Annotated in this window: 21 protein-coding genes; 13 read left to right on the top strand and 8 right to left on the bottom strand. The window is 64.1% G+C overall.

What is annotated here, in order from left to right; all coding sequences use genetic code 11:
• Nucleotides 1–8: 8 nt before the first annotated feature.
• The 7 genes from ugpQ (at nt 9) to frdD (ending at nt 7,414) form a co-directional block, all read left to right on the top strand.
• A complete protein-coding gene (gene ugpQ / locus HH302_RS05390; RefSeq protein WP_172199223.1) occupies nt 9–746 on the top strand; it encodes a glycerophosphodiester phosphodiesterase in 738 nt (245 codons plus the stop codon).
• Between the two features lie 117 nt (nt 747–863).
• Nucleotides 864–3,491: an alanine--tRNA ligase gene (gene alaS, locus HH302_RS05395; RefSeq protein WP_172199226.1), complete on the top strand. Its 2,628-nt coding sequence runs from the start codon at nt 864–866 to the stop codon at nt 3,489–3,491.
• Between the two features lie 57 nt (nt 3,492–3,548).
• Nucleotides 3,549–3,977, top strand: coding sequence for a PaaI family thioesterase (locus HH302_RS05400; RefSeq protein ID WP_172199229.1), 429 nt, complete (start codon nt 3,549–3,551; stop codon nt 3,975–3,977).
• Nucleotides 3,978–4,124: 147 nt separating this feature from the next.
• Nucleotides 4,125–5,909, top strand: a complete 1,785-nt coding sequence (gene frdA / locus HH302_RS05405) for a fumarate reductase (quinol) flavoprotein subunit (protein ID WP_172199232.1) — start codon at nt 4,125–4,127, stop codon at nt 5,907–5,909.
• Nucleotides 5,902–6,663, top strand: a complete 762-nt coding sequence (locus HH302_RS05410; protein WP_206256209.1) for a succinate dehydrogenase/fumarate reductase iron-sulfur subunit — start codon at nt 5,902–5,904, stop codon at nt 6,661–6,663. The genes frdA and HH302_RS05410 overlap by 8 nt, the downstream gene beginning before the upstream one ends.
• Nucleotides 6,660–7,058: a fumarate reductase subunit C gene (locus HH302_RS05415; protein WP_172199235.1), complete on the top strand. Its 399-nt coding sequence runs from the start codon at nt 6,660–6,662 to the stop codon at nt 7,056–7,058. Before HH302_RS05410 ends, HH302_RS05415 begins: the two co-directional genes overlap by 4 nt.
• Complete coding sequence (gene frdD, locus HH302_RS05420) at nt 7,055–7,414, top strand: fumarate reductase subunit FrdD (RefSeq protein ID WP_172199238.1); 360 nt, start codon at nt 7,055–7,057, stop codon at nt 7,412–7,414. The genes HH302_RS05415 and frdD overlap by 4 nt, the downstream gene beginning before the upstream one ends.
• Here the strand turns inward: frdD and HH302_RS05425 are convergent.
• From HH302_RS05425 to HH302_RS05435, 3 genes are all read right to left on the bottom strand, one after another.
• Nucleotides 7,411–7,983, bottom strand: a complete 573-nt coding sequence (locus HH302_RS05425) for a hypothetical protein (protein WP_172199241.1) — start codon at nt 7,981–7,983, stop codon at nt 7,411–7,413. The genes frdD and HH302_RS05425 overlap by 4 nt on opposite strands.
• On the bottom strand, nt 7,964–8,503 hold the full coding sequence (locus HH302_RS05430) for a CHAP domain-containing protein (RefSeq protein ID WP_216661757.1): 540 nt from the start codon (nt 8,501–8,503) through the stop codon (nt 7,964–7,966). Before HH302_RS05430 ends, HH302_RS05425 begins: the two co-directional genes overlap by 20 nt.
• Before the next feature lie 108 nt (nt 8,504–8,611).
• Nucleotides 8,612–11,029: a LuxR family transcriptional regulator gene (locus HH302_RS05435; RefSeq protein WP_172199244.1), complete on the bottom strand. Its 2,418-nt coding sequence runs from the start codon at nt 11,027–11,029 to the stop codon at nt 8,612–8,614.
• Between the two features lie 112 nt (nt 11,030–11,141).
• Between HH302_RS05435 and HH302_RS05440 the strand changes: the two genes are divergently transcribed.
• On the top strand, nt 11,142–12,221 hold the full coding sequence (locus tag HH302_RS05440; protein WP_172199247.1) for a hypothetical protein: 1,080 nt from the start codon (nt 11,142–11,144) through the stop codon (nt 12,219–12,221).
• 11 nt (nt 12,222–12,232) lie between these two features.
• On the top strand, nt 12,233–12,901 hold the full coding sequence (locus tag HH302_RS05445; RefSeq protein WP_172199250.1) for an HAD family phosphatase: 669 nt from the start codon (nt 12,233–12,235) through the stop codon (nt 12,899–12,901).
• A 110-nt stretch (nt 12,902–13,011) separates the two neighbouring features.
• On the opposite strand, the gene HH302_RS05450 is transcribed toward HH302_RS05445, so the two are convergent.
• Nucleotides 13,012–13,464, bottom strand: coding sequence for a DUF962 domain-containing protein (locus HH302_RS05450; RefSeq protein WP_172199253.1), 453 nt, complete (start codon nt 13,462–13,464; stop codon nt 13,012–13,014).
• Nucleotides 13,465–13,653: 189 nt separating this feature from the next.
• On the opposite strand from HH302_RS05450, the gene HH302_RS05455 reads away from it, so the two are divergent.
• From HH302_RS05455 to HH302_RS05465, 3 genes are all read left to right on the top strand, one after another.
• Nucleotides 13,654–14,190: a GNAT family N-acetyltransferase gene (locus HH302_RS05455; RefSeq protein ID WP_172199256.1), complete on the top strand. Its 537-nt coding sequence runs from the start codon at nt 13,654–13,656 to the stop codon at nt 14,188–14,190.
• Between the two features lie 289 nt (nt 14,191–14,479).
• Nucleotides 14,480–16,156, top strand: coding sequence for a DEAD/DEAH box helicase (locus HH302_RS05460; protein WP_172199259.1), 1,677 nt, complete (start codon nt 14,480–14,482; stop codon nt 16,154–16,156).
• Between the two features lie 174 nt (nt 16,157–16,330).
• On the top strand, nt 16,331–17,659 hold the full coding sequence (locus HH302_RS05465) for a glutamine synthetase family protein (protein WP_172199262.1): 1,329 nt from the start codon (nt 16,331–16,333) through the stop codon (nt 17,657–17,659).
• Between the two features lie 50 nt (nt 17,660–17,709).
• On the opposite strand, the gene HH302_RS05470 is transcribed toward HH302_RS05465, so the two are convergent.
• The 3 genes from HH302_RS05470 to HH302_RS05480 all read right to left on the bottom strand — a co-directional run bounded on the left by HH302_RS05470 (nt 17,710) and on the right by HH302_RS05480 (nt 21,447).
• Nucleotides 17,710–19,392 (bottom strand): alpha-amylase family protein, encoded by a 1,683-nt coding sequence (locus HH302_RS05470; protein WP_172199265.1) that lies wholly within the window; start codon nt 19,390–19,392, stop codon nt 17,710–17,712.
• Between the two features lie 157 nt (nt 19,393–19,549).
• Nucleotides 19,550–20,506 carry a TIGR01212 family radical SAM protein gene (locus tag HH302_RS05475; RefSeq protein WP_172199268.1) on the bottom strand — a complete coding sequence of 319 codons (957 nt, stop codon included), beginning with the start codon at nt 20,504–20,506 and terminating at the stop codon, nt 19,550–19,552.
• A 77-nt stretch (nt 20,507–20,583) separates the two neighbouring features.
• A complete protein-coding gene (locus tag HH302_RS05480; protein WP_172199271.1) occupies nt 20,584–21,447 on the bottom strand; it encodes a PEP-CTERM sorting domain-containing protein in 864 nt (287 codons plus the stop codon).
• Between the two features lie 237 nt (nt 21,448–21,684).
• Between HH302_RS05480 and HH302_RS05485 the strand changes: the two genes are divergently transcribed.
• Entirely contained in the window at nt 21,685–24,180 is a 2,496-nt protein-coding gene (locus HH302_RS05485) for an ABC transporter permease (protein WP_172199274.1), read from the top strand.
• Nucleotides 24,181–24,417: 237 nt separating this feature from the next.
• On the opposite strand, the gene HH302_RS05490 is transcribed toward HH302_RS05485, so the two are convergent.
• On the bottom strand, nt 24,418–26,217 hold the full coding sequence (locus tag HH302_RS05490; protein WP_172199277.1) for an ATP-binding protein: 1,800 nt from the start codon (nt 26,215–26,217) through the stop codon (nt 24,418–24,420).
• Nucleotides 26,218–26,282: the final 65 nt, after the last annotated feature.

The following is a 26,282-nucleotide window of genomic DNA, read 5'->3' on the forward strand; positions in this document are numbered from 1 at the left end:
GCACTGCCATGAACCAGTGGCCGCTACCGCGGGTGCTCGCGCATCGCTGTGGCGGCACACTGGCGCCCGAGAACACGCTGATCGGGCTTGAGTTCGCGGTCGCGCACCGCTGCTTTGGCGTCGAGTTCGATGTCATGCTTTCCGGCAGCGGTACACCGATACTGATCCACGATGAAACCCTCGATCGCACCACGACCGGCTTCGGTCGCGTTTGCGATACACCGGATGCCGCATTGTTGGGCCTCGACGCAGGTGCGTGGCACTCGGGTCGCTTTGCCGGTGAGCGAGTCCCCTTGTTTGCTGATGCGATTCGGCGCTGCCGTGCGTTGGCTATTGCGGCAAACGTCGAGATCAAGCCGGCCGAAGGTTTTGAACTGGCCACTGGTCGCGTCGCCGCTGCAGTAGCCGCCGCCGGTTGGGCTGGGGCTGATCGGTTGCCATTGCTGTCCTCGTTCAGTGTCACCGCCCTCGCGGCCGCTGCGGAAGCGGCGCCGCATTTGCCACGCGCGATTCTGTTCGACGCGCTTGCGCCGGACTGGCTTGACCAGGTCAGGGCGCTTGGTGCAGTTGGCGTCGTCTGCAACGCAAATCGTCTTGATGCGGCAACGGCCGCTGCGGTCAAACAGCACGGCGTCGGGCTTGCCGCCTACACTGAAAACGATCCGCTGCGCGCGCGGCAACTCTTCGACTTTGGTGTCGATTCGGTGATCACGGATCGGCCCGATCTCGTTACCGCAGCATCCTGAACGTTGCGCCTGATTGGCGCGAGGCCCGGTGGTGCATGGCCGGCCGGGGCTTTCAGTTACAATCCCGCGTTTCCAGTTAACGAATCGCGCCAGCGCGCGAGCACCGCACGGAACGCCATGAAAAGCGCAGAGATCCGCCGCCAGTTCCTTGAATTCTTCGCCTCCAAGGGCCACCAGATCGTTTCATCCAGCTCGCTGGTGCCGGGCGACGACCCGACCCTGCTGTTCACCAATGCCGGGATGAACCAGTTCAAGGACGTCTTCCTCGGTTTCGACAAGCGGCCCTACACCCGTGCGACCACGTCGCAGAAGTGTGTACGTGCCGGTGGCAAGCACAACGACCTTGAAAACGTTGGCTACACCGCCCGCCACCACACCTTCTTCGAGATGCTGGGCAACTTCAGCTTCGGCGACTACTTCAAGCGCGACGCGATCAAGTACGCCTGGGAGTTGCTGACCGAGGTCTACAAGCTGCCGACCGAGAAGCTGTGGGTCACGGTGTATGCCGAGGACGACGAGGCCTACGACATCTGGACGAAGGAAGTCGGCGTGCCGGCCGAACGGGTGATCCGTATCGGCGACAACAAGGGCGCTCGCTACGCATCCGACAACTTCTGGATGATGGGTGACACCGGCCCGTGCGGCCCCTGCACCGAGATCTTCTACGACCACGGCGAGCAGATCTGGGGCGGCCCACCGGGAAGCCCGGACGAAGACGGCGACCGTTACATCGAGATCTGGAACAACGTGTTCATGCAGTTCAACCGCGACGAGGCCGGCGTGATGCACCCGCTGCCCAAGCCGAGCGTGGATACCGGCATGGGCCTCGAGCGCATCTCGGCAGTGCTGCAGCATGTGCATGCCAACTATGAGATCGACCTGTTCCAGAGCCTGATCAAGGCCGCTGCGCGCGAAACCCGCAGCGCGGACATGGACAGCCCGTCGCTCAAGGTTCTGGCCGATCACATCCGCGCCTGCTCGTTCCTGATCGCCGATGGTGTGATTCCCGGTAACGCCGGCCGCGGCTATGTGCTGCGCCGGATCATCCGCCGCGCGATCCGCCACGGCTACAAACTCGGCGCGCGCGCCGCGTTCTTCCACAAGATGGTGCCGGATCTCGTCGCCGAAATGGGCGAGGCGTATCCCGAGCTGGTCAAGGAACAGGCGAAGGTCACGGCGATCCTGAAGGAAGAGGAAGACAGCTTCTTCCGCACCATCCAGAACGGCATGGAGATCCTCGACGCCACGCTGGCGGTGATGGATACCAACGGGCGCACCGAGCTCGACGGCGAAGTCGCCTTCAAGCTGCACGACACCTACGGGTTCCCGCTTGACCTGACCGCGGACATCTGTCGCGAACGCAACTACACCGTGGATGCGGCGGGTTTTGATGCTGCGATGGCGCGCCAGCGTGAGCAGGCTCGTGCGGCTGGCAAATTCAAGATGGCTGCGGCGCTCGAATACAGCGGCAGCGCCACGACCTTCCACGGGTACGACAAGCTCAACGTGGATGGCGCACGCGTGACGGCGGTGTATGTGGATGGCGCTTCGGTCGACGTGGCGGTGGCCGGGCAGGACGCGGTGATCGTGCTCGACAACACCCCGTTCTATGCCGAGTCCGGTGGTCAGGTTGGCGACGCTGGCGTGCTGCAGAACGGCACGACGCGAGTGGTCGTCGAAGATACCCAGAAGATCCAGGCCGACGTATTCGGCCACCACGGTCAGATCGTGGAAGGCTCTGTGCGCGTTGGTGATCTGCTGAATGCCAAGGTCGATGGCGAGTCACGCGCGCGCATCATGCGCAACCACTCGGCAACGCACCTGATGCACAAGGCGCTGCGCGAAGTGCTCGGCGAGCATGTTCAGCAAAAGGGCTCGCAAGTTGATGCCGAGAAGACCCGCTTCGACTTTGCTCACAATGGCCCGATGACCGATGAGGAAATCCGCAAGGTCGAGGCCATCGTCAATCGCGAGATCCTCGCCAACGCCGCAACGCAGGCTCGCGTTCTTCCGATCGCGGAAGCGCAGAAGACCGGCGCGATGATGCTGTTCGGCGAGAAGTACGGCGACGAAGTACGCGTGCTCGACATCGGTTCGTCGCGCGAGCTGTGCGGTGGCACGCACGTCGGCCGTACCGGCGACATCGGCCTCTTCAAGATCGTGGGCCAGGGCGGCGTCGCGGCCGGCATTCGCCGTGTCGAGGCTGTTACTGGCGAAGCGGCGTTTGCGATCGTGCAGGCGCAGGATGCAATGCTGGCGGACCTGTCCGCCAAGCTGAAGCTGCCGGCCGCCGAGGCGGTGGCACGAGTCGGGCAGTTGCAGGAGCAGCTTAAGGCGACTGAGAAGGAACTCGCCAAGCTCAAGAGCGAAATGGTCGTGATGCGGCTTGACGAGCTCGTTGCGGCGGGTATGCGCACCATCAAGGGCGTGAAGATCGTTGCGATGCGCCTCGATAATGTCGATGCCGCAGCGCTGCGTGACGTGGCCGACAAGGCGCGTGATCGTCTGGGTGAAGGCGTTGTGGTTGCCGCTGCGGTCACTGACGGCAAGGTGTCGTTGGTGGCGATGGTGACGAAGTCGCTGACCGACCGACTCAAGGCTGGTGAGATCGTCGGCGCCGCCGCTCAGGTAGTCGGCGGCAAGGGCGGTGGCCGTGCGGACATGGCCCAGGCTGGCGGCACGCAACCTGAGAAGTTGCCGGAGGCATTTGAGACTGTCTTGCAGTTGCTAGATTCGAAGCTCTGATCGCGTTTGAATCAGAGGGCCGCCTGAGGGCGGCCCTTTTCATTTGTGGAGCACGCTATGACGCGACTGCGCGCCGACATGACGGTCGACAAACTCAATGCCTGGAGCCCCGGCTGCCTGCCCGGACACCATGGCTTTGAAGTGCTGGAGCTTGAACAGGGGCGCCTGATCGCGAAACTTCCGCTTGGCCCAGAGGTGATGGCGCCAAACGGCTTCCTGCATGCGGCAAGCGTTGTGCTGCTGGCGGACTCGGCTTGCGGCTACGGTGCGATTGCTCATCTGCCCGAAGGTGCCAGCAACTTCACCACGATCGAGCTCAAGACCAACTTCCTCTCCACCGCGAAAGAGGGCGAGGTGCTGTGCGAGGCGCGTGCAGTGCATCTTGGGCGCACAACCCAGGTCTGGGACGCGGAAGTACGCAGAAGCGACGGCAGCAAGATTGCGTTGTTCCGTTGCACCCAGATGATTCTGTGGCCCAAGCCCTGAGGCCGGACGATGCCGAGCGCATCAACAATCGACAACCGTATTTGATCCAGACGAAAAGATAGCGCTGCCGCGGCGCGCACACTGGGGCTCCCTGCCGCCGGTGAGTGTTTCGGTGCCCACCTGCGACGCCACAGGAAAGGGCTGGGCATGCAGACTTATCAGGCCGATGTCGTCATCGTCGGCGCCGGCGGTGCCGGTCTGAGGGCCGCAATCGCGGTCGCCGAGCTGGACCCGCGCCTGCGGGTCGCGCTGGTCTCCAAGGTCTACCCGATGCGCAGCCACACCGTGGCCGCCGAAGGTGGTTCAGCGGCGGTGGTCCAGGCGCACGACAGTCTCGAACACCATTTCCACGATACCGTTGCTGGCGGCGATTGGCTCTGCGAGCAGGACGTGGTCGACTACTTCGTCGCACACTGCGCCGAAGAGATGGTGCAGATGGAGCACTGGGGCTGCCCTTGGAGCCGCAAGGACGACGGCCATATCAACGTGCGCGCCTTTGGCGGCATGAAGATCGAGCGTACCTGGTTCGCTGCCGACAAGACCGGCTTCCACATGCTGCACACCTTGTTCCAGACCTCGATGAAGTACCCGTCGATCAAGCGTTTCGACGAGTATTTCTGCGCCGACCTGCTCGTCGATGAGGGCCGTTGCGGTGGGGTGGTCGCCATCCAGATCGCGAGCGGCGAACTGGTGCAGATACAGGCGCCGTCAGTCGTGTTGGCAACCGGCGGGGCGGGCCGCGTGTTTCGCCAGAACACCAATGGCGGTATCGTCACCGGCGACGGTATGGCGCTGGCCTATCGCCACGGCGTGCCGCTGCGCGACATGGAGTTCATGCAATACCACCCGACCTGTATGCCGGGCACCGGGCTGCTGTTTACCGAAGGCTGCCGCGGTGAGGGCGGCATCCTGACCAATCGGGATGGCTACCGCTATCTGCAGGACTATGGTCTCGGCCCAGCCGATCCCTGGCCGCGCAAGAAGGCGATGGAGCTCGGGCCACGCGACAGGCTGTCACAAGCTTTCTGGCATGAAGAACGCAAGGGTAGAACGATTGATGGGCCGCACGGCTCCGTCGTCAATCTGGACTTGCGTCACCTGGGCGAGAAGAAGCTGCGCGAGCGCCTGCCGCAGATCTGTGAGCTGGCCGAAGAGTTCCTCGGCATTGATCCGGCCAAGGCGCCGATCCCGGTTCGGCCGGCAGTGCACTACACGATGGGGGGCATTCTGGTTGATGGCGCGTGCGCGGCGCCGTTGCGGGGCTTGTTCGCTGCGGGTGAGTGCTCCAGCGTCGGCATCCACGGCGCGAACCGGCTCGGTTCAAATTCCCTGGCCGAGCTCTGCGTATTCGGCAAGGTCGCCGGCGAATCCGCAGCGCGATTCGCGCAAGACTCGGCGCCCTTGCGGCGCAATCACCTTGCCGAGCAGGCATCCGATGTCGAAGGCCGTGTAAGGGCTTTTGTCGACAACGAGGGGAACGAACGGATCGCCACCCTGCGAACCGAAATGGCGCAGACCATGGAGCAGGGCTGCGGCATTTACCGACTCGGTAACGAGATGCAGGCCACCTGCGACAAACTTGCCGAGCTGCGTGAGCGCTTCCGCCGCGTGAAGCTCGATGACAGATCCCGGGTCTGGAATTCCGAATGGTTGCTCGCAATCGAGTTGGGCTACCAGCTCGAAGTGGCGCAGGCGATGGCACATTCGGCACTGGAGCGGCGCGAGTCGCGCGGGGCCCACCAACGCCTCGACGGCTACGAGACGCGCGACGACGTCAATTTCCTTGCGCATTCGCTCGCGATCTACAACGGGCGCGAGGCGCCGCGAATCGAGTATGGGCCGGTGAAGATCACACACCTGCCGCCGGGCGTACGCGCGTACGGGGCCGAAGGAGAGCGCGTCGAGCAGGAAAGGAGTGCTGCCGGTGTCTGAACAGCAAAAGATCATCGAGATCGAGGTGCTGCGTTATCGCCCGGAGCAGGACGAGAAACCGGTGCCGCAAGTCTTCAAGGTGCCATTCACCGATGACATGTCCGTACTGCAGGGCATTCAGTACATCAAGGACTGGCTGGACGGCACGCTCAGCTATCGCTGGTCCTGTCGCATGGCGATCTGCGGCAGCTGCGGAATGATGGTGGACGGCGTGCCGAAGCTCGCCTGCAAGACCTTCCTGCGCGACTACTACCCAAACCGTGTGCGAATCGAGGCGCTGGCTCACTTCCCGATCGAGCGGGATCTGGTGATCGTTGCTGACGACTTCATTGAAAAGCTCCAACGCATCAAACCCTGGATCATCCCCAAGGAAGCACGCACGCTGGAGCAGGGCGAATACATCCAGACTCCTGCGGAACTGGATGTGTATGAACAGTTTTCGTCGTGCATCAACTGCATGCTGTGTTACGCGGCCTGTCCGCAATATGGGCTGAACGACAAGTTTCTCGGGCCCGGCATCATCGCCTTGCTCCACCGCTACAACACCGATTCGCGCGACGGTGCGGAAGCCGAGCGGATGCAGGAGATCCACGGCCACGAGGGGGTGTTCAACTGCACGGCCGTGGGCTACTGCTCCGAGGTCTGCCCGAAGGGCGTGGATCCGGCCAACGCGGTCAATGTGAACAAGACCAAAGTGGCGCAGGACTACTTCCTGCGTTTCGTGCGACCCAAGGCAAAGGGAGACTGCGAATGACGGCCCGACGCCCATACAAGCGCCCGATGCAGGGGTGGTGGCGCAAGAATCCGTACTTCGTTGAATACGTCATCCATGAGGCGACGGCCTGCTTTGTGGCGGCGTATGCGTTGGTGTTGCTGGCCGGGTTGTTGTGCCTTGTGCAAGGCGAAGCGGCATGGAACCTTTGGCTCGCTGTGTTGCGTAGCCCGTGGTCGATCGTCGCGCATGGCGTGATGCTGCTGGCGATGTGTTACCACAGCTACACCTGGTTCAAGATCATGCCCAAGACCTTGCCGCCGGTTGTGGTGGGGGGCAAACGCCTGTCCGCAGGCGCGATTACCGGTGGCGGTTTGCTGGCCGCGATGATCGCGAGTGCATTGGTAATCGGGCTTGCCTGGGGAGTCCTGCAATGACCAAGCGCAGCAATGAACCCATCTTCTGGCTGCTGTTCGGGGCAGGGGGCATGTTCTCGGCCTTGGTTGGCCCGGCGTTGGTCATCATCACTGGGCTGGCAGTGCCGCTTGGGCTGATGATCGCGCCGGATGCGCTGCGTTACGAGCGGGCGCATGCGCTGGCACAGCTCTGGTTCGGAAAGGGGCTCCTGTTCCTTGTGGTGTCGTTGTTCCTGTGGCACGCCGGACATCGCATCTTCCACAGCCTGCACGACTTCGGCATTCATGCGGGCGGTGTCGCGCGCGCGATCTGCTACGGCGTGCCTGCCGCCGCGACGGTGCTGGCCGCTGCGGCTTTGTTAGCGATTGGCTTCTAACGAGGGGTCTCGGCCGGTACGGTGATACCGCCGGCTTGCAGCGCTTCGGCCGTGGGGGCGGGCAGTGCCTCACGCGTGAGCCCCTGCGCATTGATCTGCGCCTGCAGCGCCTGCTGTCCGCCAAACGCGCGGATATAGCGGGCAACGGCATCGTTGAGCAAGGCCTTGCGGACGTGTTCCGACACGATCGGTTTTGCGTCGAACATGCGATCGGGCGTGCCAAGCACTTGTTGCATGGTCCCGCGGCGATAGACGACGGCGCCGAAGTCAGGCTCGCTCACCGCTTCACCACCGCCATCGCTTTTGACTGTGCGCATACCCGCAATCACGCAGGTGCTGGCATCGCCAGATTGCGCGCAGCCAAACACCCATTTTCGACCGCTGCCCAGATCCCGGCGGGTCGCATGGCTGTCCTGCCAGGTTGGGAAGCGAACGGTGTCCGGACTGAAAGACAGGCCCAGCAGGGGGTCGGTCATCATCGCCGTGCCGCCGTCGGCGACGGCGACCGTGCCGCTCAGCGAGAGCGCCAGCGCGGCACACCGCAGGGCGTTACGGACGATAGATTTCATACGCAGCCTTTTCTTTGCGATAAGCGGGGCCGGGATAGATCCCGGTTCCCTGCACGAAATCCGATACCCAGGTCGTACCGTTGTAGATCTGGATATGGCCGGCGGTCTGCCCTGCGGGCGGCTGAATCACGACCACGTCACCCTTCTGTGGGGTATAGCCCTCGGTTTCAACCTTGGTAAATCCTAGCGACGCCAGTTTCGCACCGTAGTCCTTCGCATAGACCGGGCGTGGCGGATCGATCGTGATACCGCCGGCTTCAATCGCCAGCCGTACGTACTTTGCGCATTGCCCCTGGCTGGTCGCGTGGGCGTGCGCGTCCAGATGCTTGATCATGTCATCGATGTTGACGCGGCTGGTCGCCGTGGTGGCGGGGCTGATGGCAGCCGGCGCGGTGACAGGGGCCTCAGGTGCTGTGGTGGGCCCCGGTGGGGGCGTTTCCATCAAAGCAAGCGTGCCATCGTCGGCGAGCGGGGTGTTGCTGCCGATGCCTGCGGGGCCCGGGGTGCGTGCGCCAGCCATGTGCTCCTCCTGATTCGCTCGGTGCGCCGATCTTATGCGCGCGGTATCGCGACTGCGAGTGACGACGATGCTAGCGCGCGCCACGCTGCGTGGCTATCGCGATCCGCCTCAGAGCGTCCGCGCGCGGTGAACCGCTTCAGTGCGCGTACGGATGCCCAGCTTGGAGTAGACGTGATTGATATGCGTCTTCACCGTTGCAAGGGAGACGTGCAGCCGGGTGGCAATCTGCTCGTTGGTGAGCTGCTCGCCGATCAACTGAAGAATCTGCCACTCCTTGGCGGTCAGCCCAGCGGGCGGTGGGGCGTCCGTGCTGGCCTCGGCGTCTTCTTGCGGCCGGGCGTCGCGTCGCCGCTCCAGCAGCCGTTGCACCAGCTCGCGCAGAAAGTTGCGCGTCAGCGTGTCAGCGGCGAGCGAGGTATCGCCCAAGAGCGCTTCAAGCGGGCCGAGCGCGCGCGGTGCGAGCCAAAGCCAATCGAGGCGGTCATTATGTGCAGCGGCCTGGCGGACGGCGCGCAGCAAGGCGGCGTTGTCGCCGGATTGCAGCGCCATCAGGCGATGGCCCAAGGTCGCCAGGTCTGCTGCGCCGCCTTGTTTGAGTCGATTGACGCGCTCGGCCAGTGCGCCGGTATCCAGTGTTTCGCCCGCGAGGAGGCGTGCAGCCGCGCAGAGCAGGTCGCGCCGGTCGCGGTAGAGGCACTCGGGCCAGGGTTCGGCTTCGGCGCGGGCGGCGATCTCAAGCAGACGTTCCCGGTCCGCCTCACGCGCGCGTAGCCAGATGCGCGGCAACATCGCCTCGGCACGCCATTTCAGGCACAGGAAGCGCTCCGCGAGCTGCCCTTCAAGCCAGGTGACGCCTTCAGCCGCTTCGTCGCTGCGCCCCTCGATCAAGGAGCTGATCGTCTGCAACGTGCCGTAGGTGAAGCTCCAGTATTCACCGTATGTGCACGCGGCGTCGGTGCCCGCTTGCAGCAGGCGCCGTGCGGACGACGTGTCGAGGCGACGCAGGTGGATTGTGGCTTCAAGGCGCACGCTCGGGTCCAGCGCGGCAGCGGATTCGAGTCCCGCAATCCGCACCCGTTTGCGGCGCTCGATCGACCAGCGCATCGCCGTGTCGAGGTCGCCGCGCTCAAGCATCAAGGCTGCGCGGCGGTGCAGTGCTTCGAATTGCAGCCAGTCGAGTCGGTCGCGATCAGCACATGCCTGCATGTGGGTGAGTGCGTGTTGCGCATGTTCCAGGTCGCCCAGCGCCAACGCGCAGCCAGCCGCGACGTATTCGGCCAGGGCGAAGCTGGGGTGGAGATCCTCATGCAAAGCCTTCAACGCCGCATCGGCATGGCCGGCCGCACAGGCGAAGCCGTCGTACTGGAACGAGATCGACGCTGCGAGCGCGCGTGCTGGTGCGGCAATCGCAGCGTCAGGGTGCTCGCACAGTCGGCTGACTTGTGCGTCGGCCTCGTGCGGCAACTTGCTGACTTCTACCTTCCACGCTGCGTCCAGCAACGCGCGAGGCGTGTGCTCGGTCTCGGTGGCGGTCGCGTCGAGCAGGGTTCGCAGCAGGTCGCGGTTGCGATCGAACAGCATGCGCCAGCCCGCCGCTTCGATGACGCTCAGACACAGCGACGGATCGCCCGCATCGAGCGCCAGCATGGCGGCGGGGGCGTGCTCGCCGCGTGCGAGCAGCGCAGCGCTGCCGTTGTCGAGCGCGGCGCGCCAGGCCTCGGGTTCTCGCGCACGCCAAGCAGCAACGAGATAGGGGCGGAAGCGCGCAGCAAGCCGGACGCCGCCGCCTGCGTTGCAGAGCGGCCCGGCCAGCGTGGCCACCTGAAGCATTGCCGCGTCGGCTTGTGGCTTGGCGCCGATGCCGAGCGCCATCAGCCATTCCGGGCGCGATTCCGGCAGCAGGGCGGCACGGCCGAGGGTGGCAATCTGCGCATCGCTCAAGTCGTTGAGCCAGGCTAGATCCAGCCATTGCGCCAACTCGTCGTCCCAGGCGGCGTCCGGGTGTACCGTCGCCTGCCGGGCGCCCCACCAGCCCGCCCAGGTGTCAGCGTCGCCTTCCAGCCCGGCGCTACGCCATTCGTCAGGCGAAAGGGCCAGGTGGTGCGCATTGAGGGCAGAAAGCCGCCCTTGCGATCGCCACAGCGAAACCGGAAGCGAGCCCGCACTTCGGCCGGCGAGGACCAGCCTGGCCGTGCGGGGCAGGCTATCGACCAGCGTTGCCAGCGTGTCAGCGCCTTGGGGATCAAGCGCGTCGATTGCGTCGACGACCAGCAGGCCATCGTCGCCAAGGGCGTCAATGGCGCCGCGCATGGCCTTCAGGAATCCTGCCGCTTCGCGCCTGGCCGTAATCCAGGCGCGCGAACCATGCCAGTCGTGCCAGAAGCCGCGCAAGGCACAGGTCTTACCGTAACCGCCGGGTGCCAGCACGGTCACCAGCGGTCGCTGCAGTGCCGCTTGCAGGGCTGCCGATACGCGCGGGCGCGGCATGTCGGGGCGGTAGGGTGCCGGTGGGTGGAGGGTATCCATCTGCATCCGAGCATCGTACCGCGACAATCAACCTCAGGGTTTGACGACTTCATTTCTGCGCAAGCGGAGCATGGTTGCCATAGGGAAACCGCAACACAGATCTGGAGCAATCATGACCCGTGATGAAGCACGTCAGGCCGCGCAACTGGCCTTTGCTGCGAGCAACGAGGAAATCGGTTTGGGCGACGCGAGCACCTTGCCCTTGCCGCTCGATCAGTTGCTTGCCCTCGACGAGACTCACCCCGACGTGGTGGAGGCGCACACCGGCGGCCTGACCGGATTCGTGTACCGACTTCGCACCTCACACGGTGACTGGAACATCAAGCGCGCCCGCAGTTCCAGCCTGGTGCAGAACCCGGATGGTCAGACGTCCTTTCTCAACGAAGTTCAGCGTCGCTGCGAACTCGAAGCCCTTGGTAACGACTGCCCGCCCGGCGTGGTGCGGACGCGCTACGCCTCGTTCCGAAAGGGCTTGATCGTGTCACCGTGGATCGAGGGTGAGATTGCGAAACGTTGGGACGAGCGGACGCTGTCGAGTCTGTTCGACTTGCTTGTCGATCTGTACCTGCGCGGCTTCTTCGAGTGGGACGTATCGCCGGGGAATCTGGTCGACGACGGCACGCGACTGTGGATGTTCGACTTTGGCTACATGTATCGCTTCGACCCGCGGGTCGACTTCAATTCGAACGGGCTTGAAGCGCTCCTCTTTCATCCGGCCGAGCGCTTCGAAACACGCAACTACTTCGCGGTCTTGTTGGAGCAGGAGAAGGCGCAAGGGCAGGATGCTGCCCTTAAGGACTTCGTGCTCGAGAAGCGGATTGCGCTCTCAGCCTATGAACGCTTGGTCAGTGGGCTTCGCGCAATGAACGCGAGCAGCGCCGTGATTGATCAGTTCACCGCAATCATCGGCCGGTGGACGCGTGCGCTGCGGGAGGATCCGGCTGCGCTCTACCTTGCCGAGGGCTGGCGTTCCCATCGCCTGGACCTGGACGACGATCTGCGGGGGCAGACTTGCACGCGCCGCACGCTGGCACGTACTGACTGGCTGCTTGATGCGGTCGATCAACACTTCGATGCGCTGCGTTCGCTTGATGCCTTCTTCTGGCACGACGTCGGCCAATCGCGTGAAGCCTTGCTTGATCAACTGGCAGCCGACCGCGAGAACGCGGTACGTTGGCAGATTGCGAGCTGAATGGAGACGGTATGCACTTCCCCTTTAAGGCGGTGTTGTTCGATATGGATGGCACGATCACAGACAGCACAGCGTTTCACGACGCCGCGTGGGACGCCTTCGCCCGAGCGCATGCCGGTGGCGGGCTGGCACCTGGCGATCCGCGCCTCGTGCCGGGGCGGACGATCGATGTGGTGCGCGCGGTACTTGGGCGCGACGTGGTTGGCGACGAAGCGCAACGCCTGCACGACGACAAGGAGCGCCGCTTTCATGCGATCGCGCGTGGCCGCATGACCGCGCTGCCAGGACTGTCGCGCTATTTGCGCTGGTTGTCCGAGCAGGGCATTCCGGCTGCGTTGGTGACCAACGCCCCCCGTATCAACATCGACTTCACGCTCGCGGAGCTCGGTCTGGAAGGTGCGTTTCCGCTCACGCTCGGGGCTGAGGATGTGGAGCGCGGCAAACCGCATCCCGACCCGTTCATCGAAGCCTGTTTGCGCCTTGGGGTGGCTGCGACCGACGCCTTGGTTCACGAGGACTCGCGTCTTGGCATCCAGGCGGGGGTGGCGGCGGGTTGCCCGGTTGCCGCCATGCTCACCGGTTTGTCGGCAAGCGACGCTGCCACCGCTGGCGCGCGCTGGGTTGCGCGTGACTATGACGACTGGCTGGCGCAGATTTCGCGCGAGACGGCGGAGGCCTGACTGCCTGCCTCATTCTTGAGCAAGTCGGCAAAACCCATTTGCTTCAAACGCTTGGCGCAGTGTTGCAGTGCTTATCCACAGGGCCACGCACATATTCTGTGGATCAACGCTTACCAGCGCAGCCCCAGGGCGCGGAACGCGAAGCTCAGGCAGAAGAGCGGCCCAACCCACAGATAGCGCAGATCCTCGAAGAACGACGGCTTCTTGCCCTCGATGCGGTGACCAATGAATTGGCCGATCCAGGCGAGTACGAACACCCCCAGCGAGACCGGCAGCAGATGTTCGCCCAGTGCGATCACGAGCCCGAGTACGATGGCGCTGACAAGTGCCATCGCCACCAGGAAGGGCACCGATAGCCGGGCGTAGTACACCAGGCTTGCTCCGATGAAACCGATCGCAAGCCACGGGCTGCCTGCCCACATCAGCCCAACCAGGCTGGCGAGGATGAGCGGGATGCAGACCAGGTGGATCCGTTCGTTGATCGGGTTACGGTGGCTTTCGCCGTAATGCGTGAGCAAGCGGTCCACTTCGCGTGTTGAAGCGGTCGAGTTGCTTGGCTGCATCGGGTGACTCCGTTGGTTCTGGGCGTTGTTTGGCCAAGCTTAGGGCTTTGCGGCCGGTGCAGTGATCGTTTCGGCGACAGTGTGTGCGGCGGCGTCCGGAACACTTTGCACGGTCAAACTGATCCGCGTCAGCGGCGGTGCGCGGCGAGGTGGTCGCGCTCTGCATTTTGGTGGATCATGCGCAGCATCATGAGTTGGCCGAGCCAAACGCCTCCGCGCCGGGAATGGGAACTGCGACGCCTCTCCGACGCTGACACCGAAGCGATCGCGCGGCACTGGTTGTCGCTGCCGGCGGGCGCGCGCTACAAGCGTTTCGGGCACATCCTTCCGGACGCCACCCTGCTGCGATTTGCAGAAGATCTCGATTTCTCCAGCGATCTTTTTTGCGGCATGGTTTCGCCCGATGGCGATCTGGTCGCCCTGGCCCAAGCGGCACCGGAGTGGGACGGTGCATGGGAGTTGAGTTTCTCCGTGCTGCCGCGCGCGCAGCGCAACGGCTTTGCGCGGCGACTTGGCGAGCGGATGCTCCGCATGCTCGCTGCGCAGGGCGCGCGGCGGGTGCGCTTGTGTTGTTTGGCTTCAAATCTCCCGATGACCAGCCTTGCAAACGCGCTCGGCTTCGCGATGGTGCGCGACAACGTGTTCATGCGCGGCGAGCGCGAACTCGAAGGGCCGAGTATCCGTGGTTTGCGCGCAGGCCAGACTGGTCGATTGCGCGGTAGCTGAAGGTCTGAATCGCTGCTGAGCAAAATAACGCTGGTGTTTCCTGCGCACCGTGGCATAATCCGCCCCTTCGTCTCGGCTGCCGGTTAGTTTCACCTCCGGCACGCATCGATTTCCAGCTTCCCGTCGTTTCCGGACTCTCCCGTTCGACATACCCGGTTGGCATCGATGTTTATTGCGATGCGCCATCCCGGGTTGCCACCTGGCAAGCCCTCATTGGCTCTGCGCCACTGAATCGAATGTTCGATTCATGCGCCGAGGCGGCTTTTGTTTGTCCGAACTGGAGAATTGAATGTCCGATATCGGCTTCGCCGACCTTGGCCTTGGCCAAACCCTCGAGTCCACCCTTGCCTCGCAAGGCCTGACTCAACCGACCCCCGTGCAGCAGAAAGCAATCCCGATGCTGCTGCAAGGCGCCGACCTGATTGCGTCCGCGCCGACCGGAACCGGCAAGACTGCCGCTTTCCTGCTTCCCGCCCTGGCCCGCCTGACCGAAGCGCCGAAGACCAAGAGCATCGGTCCGCGCATCCTGGTCCTGACGCCGACCCGCGAACTCGCGCAACAGGTTGCCAACGCTGCAAAACAGTTTTCGCGCCAGCTCAATCGTGTCAAGACGATCTGCGTGACCGGTGGCGAGTCGTACCGCGAACAGAACCGCGCCATCTCGACGCCGCACGAGATCCTCGTTGCGACGCCGGGTCGCTTGATGGACCAGATGCAATCGGGCCGTCTGGACTTCTCGCGCCTCGAAGTGTTCGTGCTCGATGAAGCTGACCGCATGCTCGACATGGGCTTCTCGGACGACGTGATGGCGATTGCCGCCAAGCTGCCGACCGATCGCCAGACCGTGTGCTTTACCGCCACGATGTCCCGTACCGTGCTGTCGTTGTCGTCGCAACTGCAGAAGAATCCGCAGACGATCGAAGTGAAGGCCGAAGTCGCGCGCACCGATGCAATCGACCAGCAGATCGTTTTCGTCGACAACTTCGGCCATAAGCGCCGCCTGCTGAGCCATTGGCTCAACGGCGAAGCCAGCGGCCAAGCCGTCGTGTTCACCTCGACCAAGCGTAGCGCGGACGAACTTGCCGCCGCGCTGGATGCTGAAGGCCATGCCACGGCTGCCTTGCACGGCGACCTGCAGCAGCGCCAACGTACCCGCATGCTCAACCAGCTGCGTCGCGGTGAAGTGCGCGTGCTGGTGGCAACCGATGTCGCCGCCCGCGGCATCGATGTGCCGGCAATCACCCATGTGTTCAACTTCGATTTGCCGAAGTTCGCTGAAGACTATGTGCACCGTATCGGCCGTACTGGCCGCGCCGGCGCCACGGGTACCGCGGTGTCCTTTGTTGGTCGCGACGATGTGGGCGCACTGCGCGGCATCGAGCGCTTCATCGGCCGCCCGGTGAAGATCACCGAAGTCGAAGGCATGGTTGCCGAGTTCAAGCCGGGTGCCCGTGGTGACGGTCGTCGCCCGGCGCCGCGCAAGTGGGATGAGCGTCGCCCGCAAGGCGAGCGCCGTGAAGGCCGCCCGTTCGGCGATCGCAACTTCGGTGATCGTCGTCCGCAGGGCGAGCGCAGCTTTGGTGACCGCCGTCCGCAGGGTGAGCGTAGCTTTGGCGACCGTCGTCCGTTCGCGAGCGAGCCGCGCAGCTTTGGCGACCGCGCGCCGCGCGGCGAGAGCTTCGGCAATCGCGAAGGCTTCGGCAACAGCGAACGCCCGGCCAGCCGCGAAGGCTTCGGCAATCGTGACGGCTACCCGAAGCGTGAAGGCTTCCGTCGTGACGAGGCGCCGCGTAGCTTTGGTGATCGTCCGGCGCGCGATGCCGCGCCCTACGGCGATCGTCCGCAACGCGAAGCTCGCCCGAGCGGCGAGCGCAGCTTTGCCGACCGCCGTCCGGATGCACCGCGCAAGTCCTGGGGCGATAGCAAGCCCTTCGGTGCCGAGCGCCCGCGTCGCAAGTTCGACTGATCGCACGCTGATTGCCAGAAACGGCCGGGATATCCCGGCCGTTTTTCTTTGTAGCGGTCGTTTCTGACGGCGCGGTGGTGTGTCGGCGTGCGCGCAATTGGCTCTCGCGACCCGGTCGATTGGCGCGTAGGCTGTCGCGTTTTATTCGCCGACGCATCGATTGAGGCCGCTGCCATGTCCTACCAGACCCGAACGATCGACCTTGCCGCGGTGCGGGACGTTGCCTGCATGTTTCCCGATGTGAACGCGGTGCCGAGAGGCAAGATCCGGCCCCTGCGCGATTTCCGAAATGGCGCAGAACTGCGCATTGCGGAAGCAATCGGCCTGCATACGATCGACGGCAACTATCCGGATGACGACATCACTGGCGACGCGGATCAGGACATCCGGCTAATCGCCGACCCGCGCAGTCTGCGCGTGCTGCCCTGGCGGCCGAACCGTGCGATCGCGATCCACGACGCTGTCCACGGCGATGGTCGTGCGTCGGATTTCGCGTCGCGAGCCGTACTGCGGCGTGTGCTGGAGGCATACCGGCAGCTTGGCTTGCAAGCCGTGGTAGCGCCGGAAATCGAGTTCTACCTGTTCGACCGCAATGATCGTGTCGAGCGTGGTTTTGAGGCACCGCGCGGACGCGGCGGCGTGACTGAACAAACGCCCGCCGGTTACAGCCTTGACGCGGCCAACGAGCACGCCGCCTTCTGGGACGAACTTGCTGCCACATTGGATGGGCTGGGGGTGCGCACGGATACCTGGCTGCATGAGGTGGGGGCGTCTCAGTATGAGATCAATCTGCTGCATGGCGATCCGATGGATCTCGCCGATCAGGTGATCTATTTCAAGATGGCCCTGCGGGAAGTGGCTGCGCGCCACGGCTTGCTTGCGGTCTTCATGGCCAAGCCGTTGGGCGGTCAGCCAGGTAGCTCGATGCATCTGCATCAGAGCGTTGTCGACTCGGCGGGCAACAACATCTTTGCAGCGAGTGACGGTTCGGACAGCGACGCATTTCGCGCTTTCATGGGTGGCCTGCAGCGCTACCTGCCAGATCTGATGCTGGTGTTCGCGCCGTTCATCAATTCGTGGCGACGTTACGTCAACGGATCCCAAGCGCCCGTAAATCTGGAGTGGGCCGAGGACAACCGTACCGTGGCCTTGCGTGTTCCCAGCGCAGCGCCGGTGGCGAGGCGGGTCGAGAACCGCCTCGCGGGGAGCGACGCAAACCCCTATCTCGTCATTGCCGCTTCGCTCGCCTGTGGGCTACGCGGGATCGAGGAGGGTTTGACGCGTCGTGAGTCGATCGGCGCGCGTTCCGGCTATGCCTTCCCGCGCGAACTCCCGCTGGGCATGGAGGCTGCGCTGCAGCAGTTGCGCGGCAGCGTGCCGGCCGCGGAGATGCTCGGCGCCGGATTTCTGCGGGCGTACTGCGGCGTCAAGCAAACTGAGCTCGATGCCTTCATGGGCGAGGTTGGCGCGTGGGAGCGCAGGCATCTCGCGTTGCACGTGTGAACAAAAAAGGGCCGGATTACTCCGGCCCTTCTGTCGATTGCCTTGGCGGATCAGAACTTCAGGAAACGGGCGCTGAGTGCCGGCACCTTGATCGTATAGATCCCGTCCGCTGCGCTGATCGTGCTGCTCGCGAGCAGGTCGCTCAGATCGGTTGTCACACCGCTGATGGCCTTGCTGTCGAGCTTGATCGTGGCTTCGCTGCTGCCCGTGTTGAGGATCACCAGGACACGGTTGGCGCCGGCGTCCTTGCGATCGACGTACAGCGTGCTGTCGGCGTAGATATGGGTGCGCGAACCGAAGGCGAGCGCCGGGTTGCTGTCGCGCAGCGCCCAAAGCTTTGAAACGTAGCTCTTCAGATCGCTTTGGCGCGCGTTGAGTGCACCGACCGAGCCACCCACGGTGGTTGCCACGCCATCTATGACGGCGCTGTCACGGCTGACGTGGTCGTCGCAGAGACCCATTGCGGCACAGGTGGAATCGGGTTGCTTCGCCGCGAAGCCAGCGACTTCCTGACCGATTTCGTCGCCGTAGTACAGCGTGATCGGGCCGCTGTATGCAGCCATGAACGAGAACGCCAGCTTGTGACGATTCCAGTATGCGTCGTCCGACGGCTGGGCGATGCCGCCACGCTGCAGCAGATCACCGAAGCGGACCAGGTCGTGGTTGGTCAGCATCAGGTTCGGCATGGCATGGTCGGGGTAGGCCGCCTGCACCGTTGAGTAGACCTCTTTCAGCGTGCTTGCCGGCTTCTTGCCCGTGCCGCTTTCTTCGACTGCCAGCGTTTGCACGACGCGGTAGCGGCTCGGGAAGTCGAAGTTCGAGAGCAGGCCAGGCGCTGCCGCGCTGCCGTAGCCGCTGGCAGTGATCTGGCTCTCGCCCTGCCAGATTTCACCGACCATGTAGCCCAGCGGGTTGACCGTGGCGCCGGACGCGTTGGTGTAAGTGACGCTCGCCGAAGCCTGCTGGACCGCCGCGCGCAGCTTGGCCCACTGATCGACCGGTACCTGATAGGCCTGGTCAAGACGCCAGCCGTCGATCTTCAGTTCCTTGATCCAGTAGGTCGCAACCTCGGCATAGAAATCGTAACTGCCGGGATAGCTGACCGGGTTCGCGTTGCCGGTCGGAGTCTTGCCGGTCGGCGAGGCGACCACGTTGTCCTTGTGGTGCCCGAAGACGCCGTCGAAGAACACATACAGGCCGCGTTTGTGGGCCTCGGCCACGAGCGTTTTGGCTTGGTCGAGCGTGCCGAACTTCGGGTCCACCTTGAAGTAGTTGCTGGTGAAGTAGCCCGTTGCGTCGAGGCGCGTCGCCCAGATGTCCTGACCCGCCTTGGGGATCGATTCGAAAATCGGCGTCAGCCAAATCGCGTTCGAGCCGGTGCTCTTGATGTAGTCGAGCGAATTGATGATGCCCTGCAGATCGCCCTTGTGGTGGCTGGAGCCGTAGCCGGCGTTGTAGTCCGCGCTTGAATCACCGTCGACAAAGGACTCCACCATGATCTGGTAGACGCGAAGTCCGCACTCAGCGCTGGCAGTGCCTTTGAAGCATGCGAGGCGGCTGTCGGCGCTGGCTGCGGCGGCCGAAATGGTGATCGCGCCGTCGGTCGGTGTGGTCGGGGTAGTCGGCGTCGTCGGGGTGGTGGTGTCGCTACCGCCGCCACCGCCGCCGCAAGCGCCGAGGGCGAGCGAGAGTGCGACGGCGATCGGGATCTGCTTGAACAGGGTGCTGCGCATGGGTTTGTTGCTCCTGATTGATGTGGATCCGGGCTGAGATGCCCGAGCCTCCCTGGCGTCGCTGCCGCCTTCGGGCGGGCGCGCTTCTGCGTGTGGGCGCTACGCTAAGGGGGCTTTGCAGGAGCGTCTTGTCGGTTTTTGTGGTTTTTTACCGAATTCACATTTCGTGATAGCGGACGCCTTGATGGGTGCCGCGTTCGGTGAGCAGGGCTTCCAGTCGTGGCGCCAGTTCCGACAGACGCAGGTTCCAGTGCGGCGCGAGCTTCAAGCGCGGCGGTACTTCGCTTCCGAGTCGCTGGATCAGGATTCGTGGCGCCAGGCGTTCGACGAAGTCAGCGAGCAAGGCCAGATACTCGTCCTCGCCGAACAGGGGGACCTTGGCTGGATCCGATTGCCATTCGCGGGCCAGAGCGGTGCCGCGCACCAACTGGAGTTGATGGAATTTGATCGCGTGGAGCGGTAGTGCCGAAAGGCGGGATGCGCCGGTGAGCATGTCTTCGCGCGACTCACCCGGCAGGCCGAATATCAGGTGCCCGGTGATGAACAGCCCTCGCGCGGCGGTGCGCTGAATGGCATCGACGCTGCAAGCGAAATCGTGCCCGCGATTGACGCGCGTGAGTGCCGAATCGGAGGTCGATTCGATGCCGATCTCAAGCTCGATCTGCGTTTGCTCGGCGAGTTCGGCCAGGTAGTCGAGTACGGCATCGGAGAGGCAGTCCGGCCGGGTGCCAATCGCCAGACCGCCGATCGCGGGGTGCGCCAAAGCAGCCTCATAGCAGGCCCGCAAGCGCGCGAGTTCGCCGTAGGTGTTGCTGTAGGTCTGGAAGTAAGCGAGGTAGCGGCGCGTGTTTGGATAACGACGGCTCAGGAAGCCGATGCCAGTGTCGATCTGTGCGTGGATGTCGGCGCGCGCATCAAGGTAGCCTGGCGTGAAGCCGGCGTTGTTGCAGAAACTGCAGCCTCCGGTGCCGACGGTGCCATCGCGATTGGGGCAGGTAAATCCGGCTGAGACGGACACTTTCTGGATGCGACCGCCGTGGGTGCGAGCGATCCAGTCGTTGTAGGCGTTGTAGCGGCGTTTGCCGAAGGGTGAGGCGTTGTCGGGTGCATCCATCTGGCGGATTTTCCCGACAACGCGCTGACTGCGCCTTGATCCGGGTCGGATCAAGGCGCGATCGCGCCGGAAGGCGTCTAGCGGCGCAGTTGCGTGCGGCTGCGCCAACCCATCAGGCCAAGGCCCAACGCGAGCAGAGCCGCTGTTGAGGGCGCTGGGACCGGATTCGGGTGCTCGACAGCGACGCCCTCAAAGATGAAGACCATGTCGTTGAAGTCGCGATCGCTCTTGCTGCCGGCGCCGAGCCAGGTGTCTTCGAAGCCGACCAGCAGGCGGTCGTCGCCGATATCCAGCGCGAACGCGCGGGCATGGATCGCGTCGTCGTTCCAACCGCGCGGGTCGTCATTGGTGCTGCCCGGGCCGGTGAAGAAGTACTCGACGTTCGGCAGGTTGATGCCGTCGTAGACGAGGCGTTGGGTCTGCAGGCCGAACACCAGCTGGCTGCCGACCGTCAGACCGGTGATGTCGCGCGACATGCCGATCTGCGTCGCAAGGCAGGTGTTACCGGCCTTGGCGGTCTGATAGGAACAACCGGCACGAGTCTGGAACAGTTGGTTGGAACTGTTGACCGGGTTGTAGATGCTCAGGTTGTTGGTGCCACCGCTGGCGTAGATCGGATTCCAGAACGCGGCGGTGTCGAAACCGCCGCCATCGCTTGCCAGGAAGAGATTGGAGTCCCGCGCAGCGCCCGTGCCGACATAGGTGACGCGCACCTTTTCGGACGTAGCGAACAGCCCCAGCGGTGCTGCCGGGCTTGTCTTGAGCGCATTGAACTGGCTGCTGGTGATCAGCGACGCATCGAAGCGGCTGAACCACTCTGGGCCCATCTGGACCTGCGGCGTAGTGGTGGTGCCGATCAAACTGCTGATCGGCGCGGCCGCGGCTGTGCCCGCGGCGCCAGCCGACAGGGCGAGCAGCCCGGCGGCGATCTTTTTGTGCATGATGTCTTTCCTCGGTTTGGTGTCGCGTGCGCCGAGACCGTTCGCACGAGGCGGGGGGGCGGTATCTGCGTACGCAGCAAAGCATCGGCTCTGCTGCTGTGTAGCCTAAAGAAACCCTGTGCCGCGAGGCTTGTTAAAAACCGTGAAACGGATCGACGCGAGTGATCTTCGTCACGATGTCTGGAACCTAATCGCCACGCCGCTTTCAGAAACTTTGTTGTTTAACCGGAAATACCAATGGCATTTTTGCGACTAGCGTTGAACACGCTTCGCCGTGACCTGCGTGCGGGTGAACTGAACCTGTTGCTCGTCGCGCTGGTCCTTGCGGTTGCCAGCCTCACCAGCGTAGCGTTCCTGACCGATCGGGTCGGCCGAGCGCTGGATCGCGATGCCAACCAGTTGCTGGGCGGTGACATGCTGCTGGTGGCGGATCACCCGCTGCCGCCGGTGTTCACCAACGATGCGCACGCCAGGGGTTTGCGACAGGCGCAAACCTGGCTGTTCTCGAGCATGGTTAGCACGGCCGAACAGGCGCAGCTCGCAGGCGTCAAGGCAGCGAGCGCGGACTACCCTTTGCGAGGTGGCCTGCGCGTGCGTGCGGACATGGCTGCGCCAGAGCGCCCGGTCACGACAGGGCCAGCCCGCGGCGAGGCATGGCTGGATGAACGCCTGATCGCGGCACTCGGTGTGCGTGTCGGGGATGAGGTTGGCGTTGGCCTTCTGAAGCTGCGCGTGGCCGCGATCTTGAGCTATGAACCGGACCGCGGCACCAACTTCTTTGCGCTTGCGCCGCGCTTGATGATGAACCTCGACGATGTACCGGCTAGCGGCCTTGTACAGCCGGGTAGCCGCGTGACTTACCGATTGCATGTGGCGGGCGACGCTCCGACGGTCGCAGCGTTTGAACGAGCCAGCAAGTCGCGGCTGACTCGCGGGGAATCGATCGAATCGATCGCCAATGCGCGTCCGGAGTTGCGTGAGATGCTTGAACGCGCGCATCGCTTCCTGTCACTTGCAGCCTTGCTTGCGGTGGTGTTGTCGGCTGTTGCAGTCGGGCTCGCGACGCGCCGCTTCGTACTGCGTCATGTGGATGGATGCGCCGTCATGCGGTGCTTCGGTGCAACGCAGCGGACTCTGCTCAGCGTGTTTCTGTCGGAATTTGTGCTGCTGGGTATGCTCGCCGCCGTCCTTGGGGCGGTGCTGGGCTTGCTGGCTCATCTGCTTCTGGCCGTGGCGCTCAGCACGCTGATTGCCACGGACCTACCTCTGCCCTCCGTGTGGCCTGCGTTGCAGGGCATGGTGGCCAGCCTCGTCTTGCTGCTTGGTTTCTCGATGCCCCAATTGCTGCGACTGGGGCGGGTGTCCACGCTGCGCGTTCTGCGACGCGAATGGGCGAGCTTTGAAGCAACAGGCAGCCTTGCTTGGCTCGCTGCGGGCCTGGCCCTGACTGCGCTGATGCTATGGGTGGCGCGTGACTGGCGTTTGGGGGCATGGGTGGCAGGTGGGTTTGCAGTGGCGCTCCTCGGGTATGGGCTTGTTGCACGCCTGGCGATCGGGCTCTTCGCGCGTACCCGGCGCCTCACCGGCGCTGCGGGCGGCGGATGGCGGTATGGGCTGGCCTCGCTTGGCCGCCGTTCGCTCGGTGCAACCGTGCAGGCGGTGTCGCTCGCGCTTGGTGTAACGGCGATGCTGCTGCTTTCAGTCGGGCATGGTGATCTGCTCGACGGCTGGCGTCGGAAGCTGCCGCCGGACGCGCCGAATCGCTTCATCATCAATATCCAGCCCGAGCAACTCGATGGCATCCGACAGCGCTTTGAAAGCGTTGGGCTCGCGCCACCCGATCTGATGCCGATGATCCGCGGTCGTTTGGTCACCATCAACGGCCGTGCGGTCGACCCCGGCGCGTATGAAGATGGCCGCGCACAGCGGCTCGCCGAGCGCGAGTTCAATTTGAGCCACAGTGCGCGCATGCAAGAGGGCAACCGCGTGGTGGCCGGCGTGTGGCATGGCAATACCGAAAAACCGGAGTTCTCGGTTGAGCTGGGCATCGCAAAGACGCTGGGGCTCAAGATCGGTGATCGTTTGCGATTCGATATTGCTGGCACGCCGGTCGAAGCGCCGGTCACCAGTCTGCGCGCGCTGGAGTGGGATTCGATGCGCGTTAACTTTTTCGTGATCGGCTCCCCTGGTTTGCTGGCCGGACAACCGACAAGCTACATCACCAGCTTTTACCTGCCGCCACAGCACAACGCGCTGACAACCGCGCTGGTGCGTGACTATCCGAACCTCACGATCATCGATACCAGCGCCATTCTTGGCCAGATGCAGCAGACGACGGATACGTTGATTGGTGCGGTCAAGCTGGTGTTCGGGCTCGCACTGGTCGCCGGCCTGATCGTCATGGCGGCGGCCTTGCAGGCCACGCATGACGAGCGTGCGCATGAGCTGGCGATCCTGCGCACACTGGGGGCTCGAGATGGCCAATTGCGATCTGCACTGCTGGCCGAGTTCGCGGCGCTCGGTCTGGTCGCTGCCTTGCTGGGGTGTTGCGGTGCGCTGGGTGTTGGCTGGGCGCTTGCGACACAGGTGTTCCAGTTTGCCTATGCCCCCAGCCTTGGTGCGTTTGCGGCCGCTGCTGCGGTGGCGGTGGTGGCGGTGGTTGTTGCAGGGTGGGCTGGCACGCGCCGCGTGCTCCGCACACCGCCGCTTGCCAGCCTGCGCGCCTTGGCGTGAACAACCGGCGGCGCCTGCCTGGCGCTGTTTCGGAGTAGTGCGCGCTGAGGTGGCCGTTTTGTTTCGTCGCCAACCGCGCTTTGCCGACGGAAGTGCGGGCAAGGAGTAGCCGTGGAAGAGGGCGTTTCGTGCTCGCCACGCTGCTTCAGTGCTCGGCAGAGGCGTGAGTGGTGGCGCTATCGCGTGTCCGTGTATGAATGCGGCGACGCGCAGTGCGCGGCGCGAACAAGGGTCGAACTAATGGGCTGCGTGGTCTGACGGGTCGTCCGGCTGAATCGGTGCGTGCAGCGGTAGCCGAATCGTGAAGCAGCTGCCGCGACCGGGCTCGGACTTCACGTCGATTTCGCCACCAAGGGTGCCGGTGACGATGTTGTGCACGATGTGGAGGCCCAGGCCGGTGCCGCCTTGGCCAAGGCGCGTCGTGAAGAAGGGGTCAAACACGCGCGACAGGTTCTCTGGCGCAATCCCGCAGCCGAAATCCTCGACGGCGATGCAGACCCAAGCGCCGTCCAACGTGGCCGACAGGCGAATGCGGCCCGGCCCTCCGCTCGGATAGGCGTGCAGCACCGCGTTCTGGATCAGGTTCATCAATACCTGATCGAGCGGGCCGGGGTAGCTGTCCAGCTTGATGTCCGGAATCTCGGCCTCATCGATGCTGACGCCCGAACGCCGCAAGCTCGGCTGGAGGGTCACGACGAGGTCGTGGATGGCACCGGCAAGTGTGAAGCGTCGCCGCTGCGCGGTGGTGCGGTCGGTCGCAACCTGCTTGAAGCTGCTGATCAGCTCGCTGGCCCGCCCGAGGCTGCGCTGGATGATGTCGCTGGCCTCATGCATCTGTGCCAGCGCTGCAGTCCACTCCGAGCGCTTCAGGTTGGCGTCGCCCTTTGTGAGTTGTCGCAGCTTCTCCATCAAGGTACTTGCCGCAAGCAGGCTGTTGCCGACCGGGGTGTTGAGTTCGTGCGCGATGCCTGCAACGAGCGCGCCGAGGGCGGCGAGCTTTTCGCTGCGCACCAGGTCGCTCTGGGTTTTGCGCAGCGTCTGCACCATTCGGGCGAGCTCGTCGTTCGCGCTGCGCAGCTCGGCCGTCCGCGCGTTGATGTGGGCTTCGAGTTCGTTGTTCAGACGCGCGAGTTCGTCACGCGCCAGCTCGCGCTCGTGCTTCTCCTGCATCAATCGATATGCCAGCGAGCCGATCATCGCCGCGATCACGCAGTAAAGCAGGCGCAGCGCCTGGATTCGTATTGACGGTGTTGTCCAGCCTCCGGCGGGGATCGCGGCGATCGTCCAGCTACCGCCGGGCAGTTCGAGTTGGGATTCCACTGGCCGCATGGCAAACACTTGCTCGCTGCCGAAGAACACCGCACCGCGCGCCCCTTCGGCGTCCTTGCCTCGGATCGCCAGCCGATACTCGGAGGATTCCGCTTCCAGGCCTGCCGTCTTTTGCAGTGAGTCCCAGTCGATCACAAGACTCAGCAGGCCCCAGTATTCGCCGTTGGATCGGAAGATCGGGGTGCGCGAAACGAGTCCGCGCCCGCCCTGCACCAGGTCAACGGGGCCGGCGACAATGGTGCCGCGCCGCTTGATTGCACGCTCCACCGCCGGCCACTGCTGCGGATTGTTCGGGTAATAGAGGCCGATTACGCGCTCATTGCCGGCAAGCGGATAGACCCACTTCACGCGGTTGTCCGGCGCGATCACGATGTTGCGGACATTGCGGCCCGTCTTGTAGAGCGCCGACAACAGGTCGGTCACATGTGCGACGTCGAGAAGGTCTGCGCGGGCGCTGGCGAACGCGACAAGCCCTGAGGACAGGTACAGGGTCGAATTGAGCTCCGTCTCAAGCCGTGCACGCACCCCGGCGACGTAGGCGAGCACCAGCGCGCGCTGCTCTTCGGTTTGACGTGCGAGTTCCAGTTGCACGCCGGTCTCGCCAATCAGTACAACAATCAAAGCCTGCGCGAGCGCACTCAGCCATCGCCAGGCCGAGGTGCTGCGCGGCGGCGGTGCGGTGGGGGCGACGGATTCGCGGGATGCCATGTCCTGCTAACGGAGCTTTGAACCGTGAGCTTTAGCGCCATCTGATCTGGGCTCCTGCGCCCGAG

The sequence above is a fragment of the Niveibacterium sp. COAC-50 genome, assembly GCF_013184235.1.
Taxonomy (GTDB): domain Bacteria; phylum Pseudomonadota; class Gammaproteobacteria; order Burkholderiales; family Rhodocyclaceae; genus Niveibacterium; species Niveibacterium microcysteis.

What these genes read in the sequence shown, in the direction of transcription:
- ugpQ (WP_172199223.1), top strand. Translation starts at nt 9, where the DNA reads ATGAACCAGTGGCCGCTACCGCGGGTGCTCGCGCATCGCTGTGGCGGC.
- alaS (WP_172199226.1), top strand. Translation starts at nt 864, where the DNA reads ATGAAAAGCGCAGAGATCCGCCGCCAGTTCCTTGAATTCTTCGCCTCC.
- HH302_RS05400 (WP_172199229.1), top strand. Translation starts at nt 3,549, where the DNA reads ATGACGCGACTGCGCGCCGACATGACGGTCGACAAACTCAATGCCTGG.
- frdA (WP_172199232.1), top strand. Translation starts at nt 4,125, where the DNA reads ATGCAGACTTATCAGGCCGATGTCGTCATCGTCGGCGCCGGCGGTGCC.
- HH302_RS05415 (WP_172199235.1), top strand. Translation starts at nt 6,660, where the DNA reads ATGACGGCCCGACGCCCATACAAGCGCCCGATGCAGGGGTGGTGGCGC.
- frdD (WP_172199238.1), top strand. Translation starts at nt 7,055, where the DNA reads ATGACCAAGCGCAGCAATGAACCCATCTTCTGGCTGCTGTTCGGGGCA.
- HH302_RS05425 (WP_172199241.1), bottom strand. Translation starts at nt 7,983, where the DNA reads ATGAAATCTATCGTCCGTAACGCCCTGCGGTGTGCCGCGCTGGCGCTC.
- HH302_RS05430 (WP_216661757.1), bottom strand. Translation starts at nt 8,503, where the DNA reads ATGGCTGGCGCACGCACCCCGGGCCCCGCAGGCATCGGCAGCAACACC.
- HH302_RS05435 (WP_172199244.1), bottom strand. Translation starts at nt 11,029, where the DNA reads ATGGATACCCTCCACCCACCGGCACCCTACCGCCCCGACATGCCGCGC.
- HH302_RS05440 (WP_172199247.1), top strand. Translation starts at nt 11,142, where the DNA reads ATGACCCGTGATGAAGCACGTCAGGCCGCGCAACTGGCCTTTGCTGCG.
- HH302_RS05445 (WP_172199250.1), top strand. Translation starts at nt 12,233, where the DNA reads ATGCACTTCCCCTTTAAGGCGGTGTTGTTCGATATGGATGGCACGATC.
- HH302_RS05450 (WP_172199253.1), bottom strand. Translation starts at nt 13,464, where the DNA reads ATGCAGCCAAGCAACTCGACCGCTTCAACACGCGAAGTGGACCGCTTG.
- HH302_RS05455 (WP_172199256.1), top strand. Translation starts at nt 13,654, where the DNA reads ATGAGTTGGCCGAGCCAAACGCCTCCGCGCCGGGAATGGGAACTGCGA.
- HH302_RS05460 (WP_172199259.1), top strand. Translation starts at nt 14,480, where the DNA reads ATGTCCGATATCGGCTTCGCCGACCTTGGCCTTGGCCAAACCCTCGAG.
- HH302_RS05465 (WP_172199262.1), top strand. Translation starts at nt 16,331, where the DNA reads ATGTCCTACCAGACCCGAACGATCGACCTTGCCGCGGTGCGGGACGTT.
- HH302_RS05470 (WP_172199265.1), bottom strand. Translation starts at nt 19,392, where the DNA reads ATGCGCAGCACCCTGTTCAAGCAGATCCCGATCGCCGTCGCACTCTCG.
- HH302_RS05475 (WP_172199268.1), bottom strand. Translation starts at nt 20,506, where the DNA reads ATGGATGCACCCGACAACGCCTCACCCTTCGGCAAACGCCGCTACAAC.
- HH302_RS05480 (WP_172199271.1), bottom strand. Translation starts at nt 21,447, where the DNA reads ATGCACAAAAAGATCGCCGCCGGGCTGCTCGCCCTGTCGGCTGGCGCC.
- HH302_RS05485 (WP_172199274.1), top strand. Translation starts at nt 21,685, where the DNA reads ATGGCATTTTTGCGACTAGCGTTGAACACGCTTCGCCGTGACCTGCGT.
- HH302_RS05490 (WP_172199277.1), bottom strand. Translation starts at nt 26,217, where the DNA reads ATGGCATCCCGCGAATCCGTCGCCCCCACCGCACCGCCGCCGCGCAGC.